Raw genomic sequence first — 19,551 nt, 5'->3', positions numbered from 1 at the left:
ACCACTCTAAAATACGGAAACTCTTTATCAAAAAAATGCTTTGAAACAGCAAAAAAGACAATAATACACTCTCCAAAATTGGAAATCTGTATCAATTAGCTTAATCATCCTATTTTGAAATTTTTAACAGTGCTGACAATAGATCTTTTTAAAAAAGTAAAAACTCTATAATATTTTTGTTTTTTAATGGTCTAAAAGCTTTGAAAAACAGAAAATATAATACATAAAAGATGTTTCATTGCTCTATGAGAGCCTAAAAAGTTTAGTTGATATCAAAAAGTTATTTTTTTGATAATAGTATGTGTGTACAAAATAAATGAAATTTATTAACATCCTACTAACTTACAAAGGCGACGCACAATAAAAAATATTTTCCAATCCCCTTGAATTAACAAGATCTATTGCAATTTCTTACGAAGACTATTGCACACTTTAGAAAAATTCATTTGCCCCGCATACCGTTCCTTAAGCCATGCCATCACCTTACCGATATCGCGTAATTTTTCAGCCTTTGTTTGTGCCAAAGCTTCACAAAGAACTTGTTCTACTTCCATCTCCTTAAGTTGATAGGGAAGGAATTCACGAATAACTTCTATTTCTGCTTGTCCTCTCTCTGCCAATTCCAAGCAACCAGACTCTTTATAGGCTCGCATCAATTCTTCACGCTGTTGAAGCATTTTAGTGAAAACAGACTGTATCTGCTGATCATCCACTTCTAGCTTCCCTTCATCATAATAAAGAATATCACGATCCCTAATTGCAGCATTCATTAAACGAAGTGTAGCAAGACGCGCACTATCTTGCGCTTTCAAAGCAGCCCTAAGAGCCCCATCAATCTGGTTACGCAACATAAGTTTATCCAATTTTGTTCAAGAAGAAGATGCCTTTTAACCAATCTTTATCCATCTTGCAATGGAGGATAAAAAAATAATTAAGGACTCGATCTTCGAAAAGCTAAAACAAGACTTTACCTCTTCATTGAATGTACTTATACTGCCTACTTCAAGCGAAACGTTACCAGAATAATATACACCGCATCTGTTAAAGGTATGATTTTTGTGTAAAGTTGATCATTATACCTTTCAGGGAATAAATTGTGGATACATACTATGATACAAACAACTTCACCCAGCCACCCTTGGAGTATCAAAAAACCTACAGCCCTCTTAGTCTTAGCAGATGGAACCATTATTGAAGGTAAAGGAGCAGGTGCTACAGGTATCGCTGAAGCTGAAGTGTGTTTTAACACCGCCATCACAGGCTATGAAGAAATCCTCACCGACCCGTCATACACACAACAAATCGTTAATTTTACTTTTCCTCATATAGGAAATGTAGGGGCAAATAGCGAAGATATTGAAGATCTCTCTCCTCTCAATTGTCATGGTGCTGTTGGCGCTATTTTCAAGGCAGACATTACAAATCCCTCAAATTACCGTGCCAATGAAAATCTTAATCAATGGCTTAAAACGCGTAAAATTATTGCACTTTGTGGTATTGACACACGTGCGCTCACAATTCTTATTCGTGAAAAAGGTGCACAAAATGCTGTCATTGCACATGATGCTAATGGAAATTTTGATATTCCTTCTTTAAAGAGGCGTGCGCAAAAATGGCATGGTCTCGTCAATCTTGACCTTACGAAAGATGTGACATCTCAATCATCAATGCAATGGGATGAAAAAACATGGAGTTGGAATAAAGGATACGGTACAAACAATGTGCACAATCTTCATATCATTGCCATTGACTATGGTATTAAACGCAATATTCTTCGCCTTATGGCAACACAAAAAGCCCGCATTACTGTTGTACCTGCCCACACAACTGCAAAAGAAATTCTGGCAATGAACCCTGATGGCGTTTTTCTTTCTAATGGACCAGGAGACCCCGCAGCTACGGCTCAATATGCCGTTCCAACAATCAAAACATTAATTGATCATAATTTACCAGTTTTTGGAATATGTCTTGGTCATCAACTTCTCGCTCTTACGGTTGGTGCAAAGACCGTGAAAATGCACCAAGGACATCATGGTGCCAACCACCCAGTTAAAGACCTTAACACTGGAAAAGTTGAGATTGTATCGATGAATCACGGTTTTGCCATAGATTCTACCTCTTTACCACAACATGTTCAAGAAACACATATTTCTCTCTTTGATGGTTCAAACTGTGGTATTCGAATCATTGGAAAACCTGTTTTTTCTGTTCAATACCACCCCGAAGCTTCTCCGGGACCACAAGATAGCCACTACCTCTTTCAGCATTTTAGTGATCTCATTATGAATTATAAAAAAATATCTTAAAATAAAAAGCCTCACCTTTTAGCTTCTCTCCTTTAAATTATATTATCTTCCTACGCACAATTATATTATTTTTATACCTACAACTTATTGAATAAATATTCTTATTTATCATTCTGAAACTAAAAAGAGCGCACTGAATAGCTTAAATTTTTCTCATTCCTCTTCTCTTAAGGTCGTATCCATCAAAATCATTGGCTTCTCCCCCCCAAGCAAGATAAGTGTGTCGATAAAAACTATTTTTAAAAAGAGTAAAGTGTCTAACCTTCAAATAAATATTGGATTCACAATACAATTTTAAGAATTATATTGTGCATGAGAAGTATAATTCCTACTAAAGAATAAAAAAATTAAATTGTGAGGCAATGCAACAAATCTCTACTTTTTAAAAGATATTGCCGTAGATGGTTTTGAAAACTGTAAAGCCGAATAAAAAAGTAATAGCAAAACAGAAAAAATCTTTTCAATTTTACAACTTTATATTCTTCCAAAATGAGGTTTTCTTTTGATTTTAGAAGTAATGCCAACAAATATAAGCAATATTTTACTTCCAATTTGCCCTATAAAATTTGGAATTGTTCATACAATACTGATACATCTAACTCAGATACATTTTAATCTTTGTTTTCAATATGCTGCTGCATTAGCACTGAATATTAATTTGCAAGCAATAGAAAAAATACGGGCTCCCCTATACAAACAATATGACAAAATAAAAAAAACTATTTTCACTAAATGAAAAGGATATATCGATATTTTATACAACACTTTGTGAAACAAATAACACAAAAAACTTTCTGCCTATAAAATGATACATTTTGTTTATCTTGTGCATTCTCTAGCAAAATAGTACATACCAGCCCCTCTCAACACATTAACGTACCCGCAAGGCAAAAATGACCGTTGCAATGACAAGAAGCAAAAAACCTCCTATAAAAGGAGCACCAGAAAAATAAAACAGTGCATTTTTATCTGTAAAACATTCAAAGAGAAACACATAAAAAACAGAACCAAATATTAAACTTAACGAAATAACAGATGTCATTGCTCCTTGCAGTTCTCCTTGTACATTTGTTGGTACCTGCGCTGAAGCAATAGCACGTATAGGTGCCTGAACAAGATATTCAAGCATTGTGCACGCACAAACCATATAAACCATCCACCCCTGCGTCGCAAATGTATAGCCCAGCATAGCAACGGAGGCAAACAAAAGCCCCACTATAACAATATGCCAATCACTCCATCGTTTAGAAAAATAAGGCAAAATGAGAGCGACTACAATAAATTGGCCTATTCCAAAAACACTATAGGAGATCCCAATAGAAAAAGAACTCCAATCATAGCGTTCTTTTGCAATGAACGCCCAAATGCTTAACCATACAGATTCCGCAAACCAATAAAGAAAAAAGACCAATAATACCCAAAGAACCATCGGATATTGTTTCAGGTGCCAAAAAGCACCTAAGGGATTTGCCCGCTTAATATCAAAAAAGCGCCTATTCCATAAAGAAAGAGTTTCTGGAATCATAGCCCAAGAAAAAATAAAATTAATGAGTGAAAAACCAGCAGCAAAATAAAACGGAATACGCGGACCAAACTGACCTAAAAAACCACCAATAAACGATCCTAAAATAAACCCCAATGCGGATGCAACGCCTAACAGACCAAAATTGCGCGTACGGGTTTTATCATCGGATATATCGGCAAGATAAGCTGTACAAGTTGCAAAACTAGCGCCACTTATCCCCGATAAAAGACGCCCGATAAATAACATAGAATAGCTCCATGCTATAGCACATATGAGATTATCAAGAGCAAAGCAGATAATAGAGACAAGCAAAATAGGACGACGACCATAACGATCAGAGAGATTACCAATAACAGGAGCAAACAAAAACTGCATCACTGAGTAAGCAGCAAGTAATTTTCCTCTTTCTACAAAAGATGCACTGACATCTTTTCCAGTTAACTGAGAAAAATATTCAGGCAAAACAGGACAAATGATCGCAATACAAAGAATATCTAACAATAAAGTGATGAACACTAAAATGAGCCCACGCTGAACAAATTTCGGATTGAGCATTTGGTCTTGCATAACATACACACTATTTTACGCATACAATGACTCCCCCGCTCTATTTTAACTCCCTTTTCCTTTTAAAAGTATTCTATACCGTATATTTTTTACATATAATATAATAACAAAGTAAAAATTACAAAAAGAGTCAAGATAAAAATATAAAATTATTTTTTACTTGATATATCATTATCAAAATATAAGAATATCTTTTATATTAAATGAAAAAATATTTATGATAATAAATCATGAATAATTAATAGTAAAACATAGAGTATTAAAATAACTTTGGAGATATTATGATTAATTTTATAATACATTATTATCACTTATCATACTGCTAATTTTTAAAACATAAACTCTATTAGATACATCAATACCATATAATCATTTAAAACTTTAATAATCATAGTAAAAATATATTAATACTGTAAAAATTGTTTATATTTATTGAATATATCAAGATTATATGTTATTATTACATTTAAATGCTAATAAGCATAAGAAAACAGTTCTTTTAGTACGTGTTGTCCATAAACTGTTAAATTCAAAAATGGTGTATAAAATGCGAAAAATATCCCTATTAATTATCACTTTAATGTTAGTGATAGGACGTGATGTCGAAAATTCTTATTCACAAGAGGGGGGGATAGAAAATAAAATAGAAACACAACAAACAACCAGCGTAGAGCTAGATCCCTATACTTTAAATAAATTAAATGCTCTTCTCAAAAAACGTTCAGAAATAAATGATCAGGAAAAAGGAGCCATGATTGACTTTCTTTCTGAAGCTTTTTTAGGAACACCTTACAAAGCCCATATGTTACATGGCTCAGAAAATACACCAGAAAAACTGATTATTGATTTTAGAAGCTTAGATAACTTCATTTGTATGGATTATATTGAAGCATTGCGCAAATCAACAACCCCAAAAGAATTCATAAATAACATCATAAAAACGCGTTACATTAAGGGTAATGTTCACTTTTTAAACCGAAAACATTTTTTTACAGACTGGGCTTATAGAGAATATAAACTCGCCACTGATATTACCGCTGAAATAAGTCCTCATACAGTCAGCGTAGAAAAATATCTCAATAAAAAAGCTGATGATAGACGCTATCTTCCTGGACTTCCAGTTGTGAAACGCACAATAACGTATATTCCAAGTAACTTTATTAATGAAGAGGTTATAAGCCGTTTAAAATCAGGGGATTTCATTGGCATTTATGCAAAACTTGCTGGATTGGATGTAACACATGTAAGTTTCTTTATCATGACAGATAAAGGGCCAATGTTACGACATGCTCCTTCACACAAAGAAAATGAAAAAGTCGTCGATACCCCTTTTATGGATTATGTTGCAAAAACACCAGGAATCGTCGTTTTAAGAGCCCTTGAATAACATCATAGCGATATGGAATATCTTCTCTATTCTTAAAATATATACTGTCGTTATTCCGGCAAACATCTAACTTCGTTCAAGCTATCCGGATACAATATATTTGTTTACAGTTTTAAGAGAAAAAAGTCATTTTGATCTAACTTTGTTTATAGGTATGACAAAATCATTTTTGGAGAAATTACGAATTTGTAATCACTTTTACTTATTGAAAGATAAAGACAGAAAAAACTCTACTATAGTATCACGCTTTCTTTTCATATTCTCAACCAAAAGTTATCTATAGATTACAGCTAATCTGATCTTTACAAATATAACGAAAAATACACAAACGAATGTTCGTAAATATAAGTAAAAGTAAAGCCAGATATGTTTGGTTATTGTCTATAAAGTATTTTATAAAAATTCGATCTACCTCTCTAATTTATTGCGTATAAATTTTTGACTTTATAGCATTGTTTTCCTTATAAAGTCTTTTCTTTTTGTTGTTGTCTATAAATTAAAATAGCCCTGATATAGCAGCATATTTATGATCAAAATGCACCAGTACTGTACGAGTCCTTGTAAAATTTTGATGCCAGATTGAAATAAAAATATGAAAGTATCAATTAAAAACCAGTCTCTATCTTTAGCATCATTCTTTAGTCCAGCTTTGCGATTTTCTACAGCAACGACAATAATATCCTTTAAAGAGTAGAGATATGAGCATTATTTTTTGTTTTTTCATTCTTTAATGTATCCCCATCCTTCATGTAATAAAGAACACTCAAAACAGAACACATTGTATCGATAAAACAACACATTTATTAGCAACAATAATGATGATTAATCTATGATCACAAACTTTAAAATTCTATTCATAACTTTTATATAAAATTTACAATTAAATCTCATTAAACTTATTACGAAGGCTTCACTCCTCTTCTCCCTAAGCAACGAAACATCTACTCCTGACAGTCTGTAAACAATCCGTTTTCTTAAGTGAATTTAAGCTGCTAACCATTTCATGAGATTCACTTACAAAAGAATACACCGGCAAATCCTATTTTGAATATTTACTCCATACTCTAGAAACACTTAATAGATCAAACTTTATATGCCTTATCTCACCACACCTTAAATGGCAGTGTTTTAACGACATAGAATAAATCTTGCCTTAAATACTCTGTTTAACCTTGTATACTTGATTAATGCAAAAATTAAATCAACGAAAGAGCATCATTGTATTTTCGAGAGATATGAATCACCCCATCATAAAAAAACAGTCTAACATAACAGACAATTTGAAAAATCTTTTTATATAAAAGGGATTACCGTTGTACCGGGAGGCAATTTTGCCTCATCTTCAGGCTCGACATGAATAGAAATACGTACATTATCAAATTCTTTTTGAAGAACAGCTTCGATTTTATCACAAATTTTATGTGCTTCTCCTACCTGCATTACAGCAGGCACAACCAAATGAAACTCTATAAAAGTAACCCTCCCAGCAACACGCGTCCGCAAATCATGGACCTCAAGCGCACCCGATGCATTTGCAGAAATCAGCTCCCGAATCCGCATGCTTTCATTCAATTCAACACCAACATCCATTAATCCCTGAACAGCATTTCTAATCACCTTCCAGCCTTGTAAGAGAATATTAACGGCAACGATTATCGCTAAAATTGGATCTAAAGCTCCCCATCCTCCGACAAAACCGGCAATCAAACCAATTAAAATTGCAAGCGACGTAAAAACATCTGTTATAAAATGTACTCCATCAGCTTTAAGAGCCGGTGAGCGATGGAGTTTTCCCTGCCCAATAAGAACCATTCCCCACATACAGTTTATGACAGTTGCAATAAGATGAATAGCAAGCCATATTCCAGGTTTCTGCAACAATTTAACGGTCGAAAGAGCTATCCATGCTTCTCTTAAAATAACAATTGCCGCAATAATAATGAGTAGCCCTTCAAGAATTGCGGAAAAATATTCCGCTTTATGATGCCCAAAGGGATGATCATGATCTGCTGGCTTCATACTCACTTTAACAGCCCACCATGCTGCCAATGACGCAAGGATATTAACGATTGATTCCAATGCATCAGAATAAAGTGCAACCGAACCTGTGATGTGATATGCCCAATATTTCAAAGCAAAAACAATACACGCAATAAAAATAGAGTATAAAGTTAAGCTTTGTATATTGATTTTTACATCCATGAACCTCATCCTTTTCTTCACGAAATAGGGAATTAATATTTTCAACCATATCATTATACTTTTGGCATAACGACGATCTTTCCTCAATATTACAGAAGCTTCATCATACAATAAACGCTTCAGCTCACCATTATTATCGTAAAAACTGCTCAGTTACACGAACAGCACCAATAAATAAAGAAGAGAGAAAATAATAGAAAGAAGAGCTTTCCCAAGAGCAATCAAACACATAACCTTCATTATTAATCGTTTTCTGAATAACTTAAAGCCATCTCACTTCTCATAAACGAAAAACTTGTTTTTGCTCAAATCTATCATAATCATGCATTTTTTTAGTCTTATGATGTGCATTATAAGCCATCTTTGCACCTTAGAAAAAATATCTTAGCACTCTACGGTAACCTTACAGGTCAACTGGATTTTAAAATATGATTTACTAAAAAATTTAGATATAAAAAGAAGAACAATGATTACCCTCAAAAAAAAAGAATCTGGGCATTGGGGACCCAGATTCTTTTCCCTTAGAAATTAAGGGCATACAGAACTTGGGAAATAGCGGGGACCCAAGACACTGCATCCGATACAAGAAAAATATATGATTCCGTATCAGTACTTTTACAGTATACCTATGGTTGTATATTGTCAATACAAATTCTACCATAAGTTTTAAAAAATATTTTTTTATCTCTTTTTTTTAAAATAAAACAAATTCAAACATCTGGAAATCATAAGAAAAAAACACTAAAAATCTCGCCATGCATTTGAATATCATAACAATCAATGAAACAGATGATCCACGCCTAAAAGCCTATCATAATATCCGTGAAAAAGATCTTGTTGGACGGCAACATCAATTTATTGCTGAAGGCAAAGTAACATTGTCCGCATTACTACACTCAAAAGAGTTTTCTGCCATCTCACTGCTCATCGTAGCAAACCGTCTCTCTGGACTTCTACCGCTTTTAGAAAAAACACAGCCCCTATGTCCCATTTATTGCGTTCCACAAAAAGTTATGGATAATATCACCGGCTTCCATGTTCATCGTGGTGTTCTGGGTATTGGTAAACGCAAAATACTGCCATCCTTACAAAGTTTTTTACAATATCTTCCAGAAAAAGCTTTGATTCTTGTTTTATGTGGTATCTCGAATCACGATAATATGGGATCAATTTTTCGTAATGCAGCAGCCTTTGCCAGTAATGGCATTATTGTCGACAAAACCTCATGCGATCCACTTTATCGCAAATCAATAAGAGTTTCTGCCGGCGCTGCTTTAAAAGTACCCTATACGCAAAACGCTGATATAGATGACATTATAGCTGCTCTAAACGATGAAAACTTTCATCTTTATGCACTCTCCCCTTCTGCCTCACACACTCTCAAACAAGCCAACAAAACCAAAAGAATAGCACTTATTTTTGGAACAGAAGGCGATGGCTTACCACCCCATATACTACAACAATCAAACACCTTACGTATTCCCATGACTGACGGTTTTGACAGCCTTAATGTTGCCACAGCCTCAGGTATTGCACTTGCCCATTTTACTAACTTTGACCCCTAAAGATGATAACACTTCAAGTTATAGAACATATCCAATGTTGTGTGTTATCTACCAGTCTCCAATAATATTACCGTTCCCTAGCCTTTGAAAACATTGATAAAAAACATTTTCACATTTTCTTTATAATCATTTTCCACACCCTAACCCCGCTTATGAAATGCAGAAGATATAATTTTGATGGATTCAATCATAAAATAAACTTTCAATGAGAAAATTTTCCGGAAGTCTCTCATTCAAGTTTAAGATTAAAAAATATCATTATAAATCAATTCACTATGCTTTATAAAGCTGTTGTTTTTAGTTCTGAGGAAACAGAATCTTTTGTTTCAAGATTGCATAAAACGCGCTTCAACATCATTTCAGTATCGGCCGCACGTTCTGAATGTGTTACAAATCCTCCCCCAAGAATACGCGCCTCATGACCATTTCCATCATAAAGAACGCAAGCTTGCCCTGGTGCCACACCATTTTCACATTCCAACAGATCAACGGAAAAAATACCTTCTTTATAATGTAAGCGCGCAAGGTGAGGAGGACGCGTTGAACGCACCTTTACAGCCACCTCAATACCTTGAGAAGGGAAATTATCTAACGGTTCATCACCAAGCCAATTCACATCACGTAAAAAAAGCTTATGCGTTTCTAACATTTCACGCGGTCCAACAATAACACGTGCATTTTCCACATCGAGATAAATCACATACAGCGCTTCACCCGTTGACACCCCAATACCACGACGTTGACCAACAGTATAATTAACAATTCCCGAATGTTTACCTAAAATCTTTCCATCAATATGGACAATAACGCCAGGATTAGCTGCTTCTGGACGCAGTTTTGCGATAACATCTGAATATTTTCCTTGTGGAACAAAACAAATATCCTGACTATCATGCTTATTGGCAACCACAAAGCCCATTTCTGCTGCCATTTCACGAACGCGGGCTTTTGGAAGGTCACCAAGTGGAAAACGCAAATAATCAATCTGTTCTTGTGTCGTTGCAAAGAGAAAATAACTCTGATCACGATCATTATCGAGAGGACGAAAGAGTGCTCGATGCGCTCCGTGGGAACGCGAACGAATATAATGTCCCGTAGCCAAAGCATCTGCCCCCAATTCGCGTGCCGTTGCTAATAAATCAGCAAACTTAACCGTTTGATTACATGCAATACATGGTACTGGGGTCTCTCCATGAGCATAACTTTCTGCAAAAGGATCAATAACAGCTTCGCGAAAGCGCTTTTCATAATCAAGAACATAATGCGGTATTCCTAGTGTTTCTGCGACGCGACGAGCATCTTCAATATCTTGTCCTGCACAACACGCCCCCACCCGATGCGTTGCTTCCCCATGATCATAAAGCTGCAACGTAATGCCAATAACATTATACCCTTCCTTTTTCAAAAGACCTGCAACAACCGATGAATCAACCCCCCCCGACATTGCAACAACAATGCGAGAATCCTCAGGTTGTCCTGGTAAATCAAGGCTGTTTAAAAACATGTATTCATTCTCTATTTAATGCTCTCTTTAATGGATACCCATCTATTATTAATATTCTGATGCGCATTCTTTGCCACTTTTATACTATTAATTGCTCTTTATATTGTTTTTTTATCCTTTCCACAACCATAGCATCACATTCTAAAAAGCTGCTGCAAACAAAAAAGAATGATGGAAATAAGGCATAATGGTAATTGTTTAGGAGAAATCCTTTTAGAAAACCTTTTTTCTCTTTTGAAAAATCCAGTAAAATATTGCAAGAATCTCTTCTAACACTTCAACTTGAGCTTCTTTTTACATACCCAATCACTTTATTAATTTTTTCTTTCAGCGCTTTTAGCTCTTTTTTAAATTTCATGCTCTATAAACGAATCAAGTCCTTGACTAAAGGTAGAGGATACGAATGAGCAACTTGATAAAAACACAAATGAAATATGTTATTGGGCCAGATGGAAGTCCGCTTACAATTGCCGACCTACCGCCGCAAACAACACGGCGCTGGGTGATTCGTCGCAAAGCTGAAGTTGTTGCGGCTGTCAGAGGTGGATTATTAAGTCTTGACGAAGCGTGCCACCGTTATACTTTGACTGTAGAAGAATTTCTTTCATGGCAAAGTTTAATCGATGAACACGGTTTAGCGGGATTACGAACAACCAAGATTCAACACTACAGGCATTAAGTTGCCATTGATTAATAACATAAAGCAATCCATAAAACAGCTAAACTTGATAAAAGTTTGGCTGTTTTATACTATATCCAAAAGATAAACCTGAAAGAATGGATTTTTCAATAATTGCTTTTATCATCCAGCCATTAAATTAGCCAACCATTGAATTAGATTGAATCAAAATATCCTTATCATCCGCAGCAATCTTCTTTTCTCGTGCTTCCAAAAGCTGTGCACGTTGCAGCTCTGTATTAGCTTCATGGAGAGCAATTTCAGCATTTGTTTTTTGAAGTTCTAAATCACGAATTGAATTGATCAGATTATCACGTCTTTGCCGCGCTGCACGCGCAAAAGCAGAATAAGCAAAATGGTGAACATCATTGTTTCCAGATTTACGTTCTTCATGAGTAATCTGTGCTTCCAACTCTAACACCATTCGTTCAAATTCTGCGATCATCATCTCAAGCTGTGCAATTTCACGCCGCTTTCCACGCACTTGAAACATCCTCAATCGCACCATATTTTCTCGTGGCTTCATACTCACTACTCCTTGATTGCGCCAACTCAAAACTCGCATTTACACCCAATAAATATCTTTTAGTTATATATCTATCTGACAAAAACAGTCTATTAACTTGAAATTATAATAATTTCTGCCTTTCATTAAAGCATCTGAAAATACAATCTGCTTTAAAGAGTAATAACTATTTCTTTAACTTTTCCCCCATTATAAACTGAAGAGGTTTAAAGCTCAGTAAATAAACACTGAAATTGTAAAAAAGTAATTTATAAAGCTCTTTTACAATTTTTTTTAAGTTAAAGTTTATAAAAAAAGTCCTCCTTTTTTATTATGTTAAAAAATATAGGATTTTTCTAAAATAATTTTGTAGCCTCTTTCAAAAATAAAAATATTTTGTTAACCACTATCATGGATAGTGGGGAATTTAGTAGTGATTGTTACGCGTACTACTGAAATGTTCATAAACGCTTTGTTATAAGTGTTTGATTTAATGAATTGTTTTTATAACAGTGGTTTTGCTAACTGATATAAAATAGAAATGCTCCTTATGATTCGTGAAGGAGCAAAGTGAGGGATCTAAAATGCGCGTATTATTAATTGAAGATGATAGAGCAATTACTCAAAGCATTGAGTTGATGTTAAAGTCGGCTAACTTTAATGTTTATATCACTGATCTGGGTGAAGAAGGTATCGATTTGGGAAAACTCTATGATTATGATATCATTTTGCTTGATCTGAATTTGCCTGACATGTCAGGGTATGATGTCTTGCGGACTCTAAGGTTGGCAAAAATAAAAACTCCTGTCCTAATCCTTTCTGGTATGAATGCCATTGAAGACAAGGTTCGTGGTTTTGGCTTTGGAGCAGACGACTATATGACGAAGCCTTTTCATAAGGATGAGCTCATTGCACGTATCCATGCAGTTGTTCGTCGTTCAAAAGGGCATGCACAATCGGTTATTGTTACCGGAGATCTCACCGTTAACCTTGACACAAAAACTGTCGAAGTTGCAGGGCGCCCTGTTCATTTAACCGGTAAAGAATACCAAATGTTAGAGCTTCTCTCTTTACGCAAAGGTACCACCCTTACCAAGGAAATGTTTCTCAATCATCTCTATGGTGGAATGGATGAACCAGAACTAAAGATTATCGATGTTTTTATCTGTAAATTGCGGAAAAAATTGGAAGCAGTCTCTTCCAGTGTAAATTACATTGATACAGTTTGGGGACGTGGTTATGTATTACGTGATCCAGTTGAAGAGAACGTACGAAAAACCGCTTAAGCAGTGAACATGCACATTGTAAAATCTCGGAGTGTAGCGGGCCGAGATTTTTTCCGAGATCTTTTCTCTTTTAAAAGTAGAGACTCGCACACAAAAAATCTCATATAGAAAGCGCTTAAAGCTTAAGAAGTAACCACACCCAATTTACACATATAACCTTATCACTCATAAGTTCAATCGAAGCCACTTTTCCCAACACAGCTTAAGCGCTTCTCTCTTATTCAAAGCTTTTTTACACTTTCTAAAACAATACAACCATCACTTTCATCAATATTTATTTTCATCTCTGTCATCTGAGCAAGTAACATTGTGTAATAAAATTGGATGACATGTGCATCAATAAGCTCTTCTTGAACTTCTCCACGAAATAACGCAAGAAAATGAGGGGGTATACGGAGAGTTCTACCGAAAACCTCAAATCGAAAAGAACGTTTATTTTCTTCTTGCAAAATCATAACAACAATTTCACCACCACGAGAAACTGTTGCGTTTGCAATCAATAATAAATTAAGCAAAAGTTTAACTTCATCTTTTGCTAACAATAAAGAAGAAGCTTGCCATTTTAAAGTTGCTTTTTCTTCTTTCATATATTGCTGAGCAACCTGCTCTGCAGCCCGTGTATCTATTTGTCCTCCACTTGCACCAGCAAAACCAAAAGCTAATCGCGCAAATTGTAGACGTGCAGCAGCACTCGCAACGGATAAACGCACCAATTGTAAAGCATCTTCTTCAGCTCCTCCTTCATCATAAAGCTCCATTGCATTTTGAATAGCCCCCACAGGTGAAATCAAATCATGGCAAATACGACTACAAAGCAAAGCAGCAAGATCCATAGGCTTCAAAAAAATATCTAACGTCATAATGATTGAAAACTCCTAGATTCAAAAAAACAAACTTTATTTTAAAGAAAAACTCTTAACATCTGATGCATAATAGGAAACATTAACAATCATGCTAAAAAATTTAGAAATAAATTCAAGAATTTAAATAACCTTATATCTTATTTTTTATTTGAATAGAATGAAAATTCTAATATTATCTTTTTGTTTATCACTAATAAAAGGAGAAAACTCTATGGCTCTCTCTCTGCTCAAATACTGGTACAAAAATATTATATCTTTAATCTTCCTTTTATTCATCACCATAAACACTACACAAGCTCGACTAAAACCAATAGAGCAAAACGAACCTCATTATTCACTCCAAGAAATTATTGATTCTGGTCATATTTTTTTTGGAAAAACAGCCAGTGGTCTGGCTGTTGCAATTCAAAATATTTTTTCAAAATACGGTTATCCCAATGCCTATATTTTAGGAGAAGAAGCTTCTGGTGCCTTTTTTGCTGGATTAACCTATGGCGAAGGAATGGTTTTTACCAAAAGCTATGGTCAACATAAAGTTTTTTGGCAAGGTCCCTCAGTAGGATGGGATTTTGGCGGACAAGGCTCCCGTTTAATGATCTTAGTTTACAATCTTAATGGCATAAATAATTTATGGAGACGCTATGGAGGTATTTCAGGTTCGGCCTATTTAATTGCAGGTGTTGGTTTTCATGTCCTCAAATACCATAATACCTTGTTAATCCCAATACGTACAGGAGTCGGCGCTCGCCTTGGTATCAATATAGGATATTTAAAATTAACACCTAAACCGACATGGAATCCGTTTTAAACGGTTTCTTATTTGAAAAGGGGTATTATGCTTATTCAATCATTTCTTTTTTTTATACTTGGAGTTGCTTTTACTTCCTGGTTACTGGTGCTTTTATCTCCTTTTATTTGGCGTAAAGCCGTTCATTTTGCGTATAAAGATGTTTGTGCGAAAATGCCATTATCACTCGCGGAAATAGAAGCAAATCACGATTTTCTTCGTGCACAACATGCTGTAGAATTAGCAAACAACCAAAAAAAGTACGAATTTTTGCAAAAAAAATATGTCCAACAAAAAATACAACTGAGCCAAGTAACAGAACAATTTTATCGGCTATGCCTCCCCACAAAAGATACTCTCACCAAAGAAGCGATAGCAATCAAACAAAATATCGCCACACTACACACTTCCAAAGGAAAGACAAATGATGCGTGAAAAAGTCGCACACTATCAGCAACGCTTACAAAAAATCCAAACTCATGAGCTGGACACGACCGCTAACCAGCAACTGCTAGAAGAACTCCGAGAAGAAACAAAAGAACTTGCAGCAACATTGGCAGCTCACATAGCACTACAAGAGGGGAATACATCACCCATCAACACATTGATTCAAAAATCCAAAAGCAAAAATGACCTAGCATCACGTATTCGCCAAAAAATAAAGCTTCTCTCCCAAGTCCCCCTTAAATAAGTTGTCTTTAAAAACACCTTAAATGAAGAGTGAAATCAACAAAGAGCTCTCATAACCGAAATATTTTTTATTAAACGTGGCTTTCTCACTAAACGAAAGAACAAATTTTCTTAAATCCACGCCGTTTTGTAAAAAAAACATCTTCTTGTCTCGCTGGTTCTCCTTGCTGATCATATCACCGCCCTAAAAGACAACATTTCATGAGTCCAGACAATTATACTTAAAAACATTTGCCACACACTCTAATAAAAATATTTTCTAAAATGGATCCATTCATAAAGCTTTTACATATTTTTAAAGATAAAAGAACTCTCTCAAGAGTAATAAAAGTCTTTTATTTTCTGAATAATCATATCCTGATCATTCTGCGTTAAATAAGGATGCATGGGTAAACTTAAAACACAATCTCCTAAAGACTCTGAAACAGAAAGAGAATCTGTGACATAAGGAAAATGTTTATAAGCAGGCTGTTTATGTAAAGGAGTTTTATAATAAACCATTGTAGGAATATAATTTTTTTGTAAAAAATCTTTTAGTTTATCACGTTCTTTTACCTTAATCGTATATTGTGCATAAGCAGAACGAATATTTTCTCCTATTTCTGGAACTGTAACAATATCTCTTAAGCCATCGGAATAACGTTGAGCAATTTCTACACGCTTTTGCATTTCATCTTCAAAGATAACAAACTTTTCTAATAAAATTGCAGCTTGAATGCTATCTAAGCGCGAATTCATACCAATACGGACATTATCATATTGCGTTTCACCTTTACCATGAAACAAAATAGAACGTAAAAGTTCTGCCAAATGATCATCATTGGTCATCATAGCACCTCCATCACCATAACATCCTAATGGTTTTGCAGGATAAAAACTTGTGGCAGCTACATCACCAAAAGCACCACACATAGTATTACCGCTTCTTCCGCCCATAGATTGTGCAGCATCTTCAATCACAAAAAGATTTTCCTTTGCTGCTACTTGAGCAATTTGCACATAGTCAGCAGGCAGCCCAAACAAATCAACAGCAATAAGAGCTTTTGGCTTTAGACGTCCTTCTTTTTTTACCATTTCAATTGCATGAGAAAGTTTTTCAACATCAATATTGAATGTATCAGGTAAAACATCAACAAAAACAGGTTTAGCCCCCACCAAAGCAACCACTTCAGCCGTTGCAGAAAACGTAAAACTAGGACAAAAAACAGCATCCCCTGGACCAATATTTTTAGCCATAAGAGGCATCTTCAAAGCATCTGTTCCATTAGCACATGCAATCACATGTTTAACGCCAAGATATTCTGCCAATTTCTCTTCAAATTCTGTTACTTTTGGCCCCAAAATATACTTACCACTAGCGACTACATGCGCAATTGCAGAATTAATTTTATCTTCAATACGCGCACGCTGCGCCCCAAGGTCGATGAATTGCATATTAACTCCATTGATCATCACAAGAATGCAAAAGCGCTACCTATCTCTTTTATCTATCATAATTGATATCAGCAGCTGTTAAAATCCGTAAAACCGCAATAGCATCATCACCATTTGTACGAGGCGATTGACGCGTTTCAATACAATGAAGGAAATGCCGTAATTCGCAAGTAAGCGGCAAATCTTCACAAACATCAATGTAATTCAGCTCATCCATGCTAAAAGCCCACTCTTGATTTTCTTTCCAAACGGCAAAATGGTGCATTGCCAATTTACGACTCCACGGTTCCATATCATCAAAAACGAGTATAGCCTTTGTTCCAACAACAATTAAACGCCTCTCACGATAAGAACTCAAGCGTGAAGTAAAAAGATGACTACGCACACCATTTGGAAAAGTCATATGAATATGAGAAAAATCAGAAATCTGATCAACGACAGCAGCGCCCTCACCACGAATTTCGGAAGGTTCACATCCTGTCAACGCCAAAATCATTGAGAGATCATGAGGGGCAAGATCCCATAAAGCATCACTGTGTGTGTGAAATTTTCCAAAGCCTAATCTATGAGAATAAATATATCGCACATCTCCCACATCTCCGTTTTTCACCAATTCACACATTTTTTCAAAAGCTGGATGAAAACGCAAAATATGGCCCACCATAAAAACTCGCTCATAGGCCTCAGCCTCCTGAACTTGGCGTTTAGCATCAGAAACATTCAAGGCTATTGGTTTTTCCACCAAAACATCTTTACCATTTTTAACAGCACGCAGCACATTTTGCGTGTGAAATTGTGGAGGCAGCGCCAACACCAGTGCATCAATATCTCTATGAGCAAAAAGATCATCTGGTTTAATAATCTCCACACCATACAGTGTTGCAAAACTGGCAGCACGATCACTATCAATATCAGAAACTGCTGCTAAAGCCCCAAGAGAGTGAAGTGTCTTTATATGATTTCCACCCCAATGACCGCATCCTAAAACCGCTACACGTGGCACCATTTTTACGCCTTACCTTACTTTATCATATAAAACTACACTTACATATCGAGGATAAAATAAAATAACAAGAAAAAAGCTTCAAAACGATGCTTGACATCTTACTATTCTACCCCTTATATCCGCAAAAGATGTAATTATTGACAATTATGATTGCTTATTTTGGCGGAGTAGCTCAGTAGGTTAGAGCAGAGGAATCATAATCCTTGTGTCGGGGGTTCAAATCCCTCCTCCGCTACCATTGTAGCTTGCCAGCTGTAGCTTGTGTAGTGTAGCTAGCCAGCAGGTTTTGTATATTTTGCCACTAGGTTTTGTACCAATTCATTTTTTTTCAAAGAGTTTTAAAGGTGTTCTCAAAGGGTCTTCAAAGGCCTTTCAAAGGTCATTTAAAGCCCCTTTCGTGAATCGTTTTCTCTTTTCCTAATCACAATTGGTAATGATGAGTTCCTTTGCCGGAATCGCATTATTTGACAAATTACAGGAATAAATTGTTCTCACCTCTTTTATATGGAATTGACTGAAGATTTTTCGAATCTCTGGCACATCATTGAGAGAGAGAAGAAACTTCCCCTTTAATTGTGCAAGCAGCATAGACATCGTCTGGTAATCCTCCCGCTTAAACAAGTCCTTGCCATAATAATCCTCAACACCAAAATAAGGTGGATCAAGATAAAACAAGGTATTTGGCCGGTCATAACGCACAATAAAATCAGACCAATCTAAATGTTCAATGATAACTCTCGCTAAACGGCGGTAAATAAGCTTTAATACACCTTCAAGTTTGAAGGGATTAAACCGTGCACTACGGTCTGTCTCAACTCTAAACGTACGCTCTGCTACTTTCCCACTAAAACTTAAACGCTGCAAATATAAAAACCGCAAAGCCCGTTCTAAATCCGTAAGCGTTTCTGGATTTTGTGTCTGTAAGCGTTCAAATGTCTCACGGCTGCTTATTTGAAACGCTAACAGTTCTATAAAAGGGTGATAATGGCGTTGTAACACCCGAAAAAAATTCACCACATCTCCTGAAAAATCATTGATAATTTCAGTAGATGGTATCAGTTTCCGTCTAAAGAATATTCCACCCATAGCAACGAAAGGCTCGGCATAAATGCTATGTGGAATATCTTCAATGATTTTGACAATGGTTTTGGCTAATCTTCTTTTGCCCCCAATATAAGCAGCAGCTGGTGAAATAGGTTCAACAGATTTTAATTTTTCCTTATGAAGTATATCCATTATTTTTTA

17 protein-coding genes and 1 tRNA gene are annotated in these 19,551 nt (G+C 35.5%); 9 read left to right on the top strand and 9 right to left on the bottom strand.

The features are described from left to right. Positions 1-398: 398 nt before the first annotated feature. A complete protein-coding gene (locus tag ACFIMW_RS03345) occupies positions 399-851 on the bottom strand; it encodes a GatB/YqeY domain-containing protein (protein ID WP_375606940.1) in 453 nt (150 codons plus the stop codon). A 258-nt stretch (positions 852-1,109) separates the two neighbouring features. Here ACFIMW_RS03345 and carA point away from each other — a divergent pair, with 258 nt between their 5' ends. After that, positions 1,110-2,306: a glutamine-hydrolyzing carbamoyl-phosphate synthase small subunit gene (gene carA / locus ACFIMW_RS03340; protein WP_375608215.1), complete on the top strand. Its 1,197-nt coding sequence runs from the start codon at positions 1,110-1,112 to the stop codon at positions 2,304-2,306. An 871-nt stretch (positions 2,307-3,177) separates the two neighbouring features. Here the strand turns inward: carA and ACFIMW_RS03335 are convergent. Then, a complete protein-coding gene (locus ACFIMW_RS03335; protein ID WP_375606938.1) occupies positions 3,178-4,398 on the bottom strand; it encodes an MFS transporter in 1,221 nt (406 codons plus the stop codon). A 547-nt stretch (positions 4,399-4,945) separates the two neighbouring features. Here ACFIMW_RS03335 and ACFIMW_RS03330 point away from each other — a divergent pair. Beyond that, positions 4,946-5,785, top strand: coding sequence for an N-acetylmuramoyl-L-alanine amidase-like domain-containing protein (locus ACFIMW_RS03330; protein WP_375608214.1), 840 nt, complete (start codon positions 4,946-4,948; stop codon positions 5,783-5,785). Between the two features lie 1,293 nt (positions 5,786-7,078). Here the strand turns inward: ACFIMW_RS03330 and ACFIMW_RS03325 are convergent. Then, positions 7,079-7,987 (bottom strand): cation diffusion facilitator family transporter, encoded by a 909-nt coding sequence (locus tag ACFIMW_RS03325; RefSeq protein WP_375608213.1) that lies wholly within the window; start codon positions 7,985-7,987, stop codon positions 7,079-7,081. Positions 7,988-8,742: 755 nt separating this feature from the next. Here ACFIMW_RS03325 and ACFIMW_RS03320 point away from each other — a divergent pair. Next, positions 8,743-9,552 carry a TrmH family RNA methyltransferase gene (locus ACFIMW_RS03320; protein WP_375606935.1) on the top strand — a complete coding sequence of 270 codons (810 nt, stop codon included), beginning with the start codon at positions 8,743-8,745 and terminating at the stop codon, positions 9,550-9,552. A gap of 280 nt (positions 9,553-9,832) precedes the next feature. On the opposite strand, the gene mnmA is transcribed toward ACFIMW_RS03320, so the two are convergent. Next, positions 9,833-11,056, bottom strand: a complete 1,224-nt coding sequence (gene mnmA / locus ACFIMW_RS03315; protein ID WP_375606934.1) for a tRNA 2-thiouridine(34) synthase MnmA — start codon at positions 11,054-11,056, stop codon at positions 9,833-9,835. Positions 11,057-11,459: 403 nt separating this feature from the next. On the opposite strand from mnmA, the gene ACFIMW_RS03310 reads away from it, so the two are divergent. Next, positions 11,460-11,735, top strand: coding sequence for a DUF1153 domain-containing protein (locus ACFIMW_RS03310; protein ID WP_273790817.1), 276 nt, complete (start codon positions 11,460-11,462; stop codon positions 11,733-11,735). A 139-nt stretch (positions 11,736-11,874) separates the two neighbouring features. Here the strand turns inward: ACFIMW_RS03310 and ACFIMW_RS03305 are convergent, their stop codons facing one another. Continuing rightward, positions 11,875-12,261 carry a flagellar export protein FliJ gene (locus ACFIMW_RS03305; protein ID WP_375606932.1) on the bottom strand — a complete coding sequence of 129 codons (387 nt, stop codon included), beginning with the start codon at positions 12,259-12,261 and terminating at the stop codon, positions 11,875-11,877. Between the two features lie 563 nt (positions 12,262-12,824). Here ACFIMW_RS03305 and ctrA point away from each other — a divergent pair. After that, a complete protein-coding gene (ctrA, locus tag ACFIMW_RS03300) occupies positions 12,825-13,526 on the top strand; it encodes a response regulator transcription factor CtrA (protein WP_375606931.1) in 702 nt (233 codons plus the stop codon). 221 nt (positions 13,527-13,747) lie between these two features. On the opposite strand, the gene chpT is transcribed toward ctrA, so the two are convergent. Then, positions 13,748-14,386, bottom strand: a complete 639-nt coding sequence (gene chpT / locus ACFIMW_RS03295) for a histidine phosphotransferase ChpT (RefSeq protein ID WP_375608212.1) — start codon at positions 14,384-14,386, stop codon at positions 13,748-13,750. 214 nt (positions 14,387-14,600) lie between these two features. Here chpT and ACFIMW_RS03290 point away from each other — a divergent pair, with 214 nt between their 5' ends. The 3 genes from ACFIMW_RS03290 to ACFIMW_RS03280 are packed head-to-tail and all read left to right on the top strand — an operon-like array spanning position 14,601 to position 15,867. Next, positions 14,601-15,197, top strand: a complete 597-nt coding sequence (locus ACFIMW_RS03290) for a DUF1134 domain-containing protein (RefSeq protein WP_375606929.1) — start codon at positions 14,601-14,603, stop codon at positions 15,195-15,197. Positions 15,198-15,224: 27 nt separating this feature from the next. Next, positions 15,225-15,611: a hypothetical protein gene (locus tag ACFIMW_RS03285; protein WP_375606928.1), complete on the top strand. Its 387-nt coding sequence runs from the start codon at positions 15,225-15,227 to the stop codon at positions 15,609-15,611. Further along, a complete protein-coding gene (locus ACFIMW_RS03280; protein WP_375608211.1) occupies positions 15,601-15,867 on the top strand; it encodes a hypothetical protein in 267 nt (88 codons plus the stop codon). Before ACFIMW_RS03285 ends, ACFIMW_RS03280 begins: the two co-directional genes overlap by 11 nt. Before the next feature lie 314 nt (positions 15,868-16,181). On the opposite strand, the gene ACFIMW_RS03275 is transcribed toward ACFIMW_RS03280, so the two are convergent. Together ACFIMW_RS03275 and ACFIMW_RS03270 are read right to left on the bottom strand one after the other, a co-directional pair. After that, positions 16,182-17,300, bottom strand: a complete 1,119-nt coding sequence (locus ACFIMW_RS03275; protein ID WP_375606926.1) for a DegT/DnrJ/EryC1/StrS family aminotransferase — start codon at positions 17,298-17,300, stop codon at positions 16,182-16,184. Between the two features lie 49 nt (positions 17,301-17,349). Continuing rightward, on the bottom strand, positions 17,350-18,306 hold the full coding sequence (locus ACFIMW_RS03270; protein WP_375606925.1) for a Gfo/Idh/MocA family protein: 957 nt from the start codon (positions 18,304-18,306) through the stop codon (positions 17,350-17,352). 161 nt (positions 18,307-18,467) lie between these two features. Here ACFIMW_RS03270 and ACFIMW_RS03265 point away from each other — a divergent pair. Next, positions 18,468-18,544 (top strand) — tRNA-Met (locus ACFIMW_RS03265). 179 nt (positions 18,545-18,723) lie between these two features. Here the strand turns inward: ACFIMW_RS03265 and ACFIMW_RS03260 are convergent. Continuing rightward, positions 18,724-19,542, bottom strand: coding sequence for a DNA adenine methylase (locus ACFIMW_RS03260; RefSeq protein ID WP_375608210.1), 819 nt, complete (start codon positions 19,540-19,542; stop codon positions 18,724-18,726). Positions 19,543-19,551 lie beyond the last annotated feature (9 nt).

The organism is Bartonella sp. AC329YNZD (assembly GCF_042196685.1).
Lineage (GTDB): Bacteria > Pseudomonadota > Alphaproteobacteria > Rhizobiales > Rhizobiaceae > Bartonella.
Note: the sequence above shows the minus strand (reverse complement) of the source record. Positions and strands in the feature narration are given on the sequence as shown.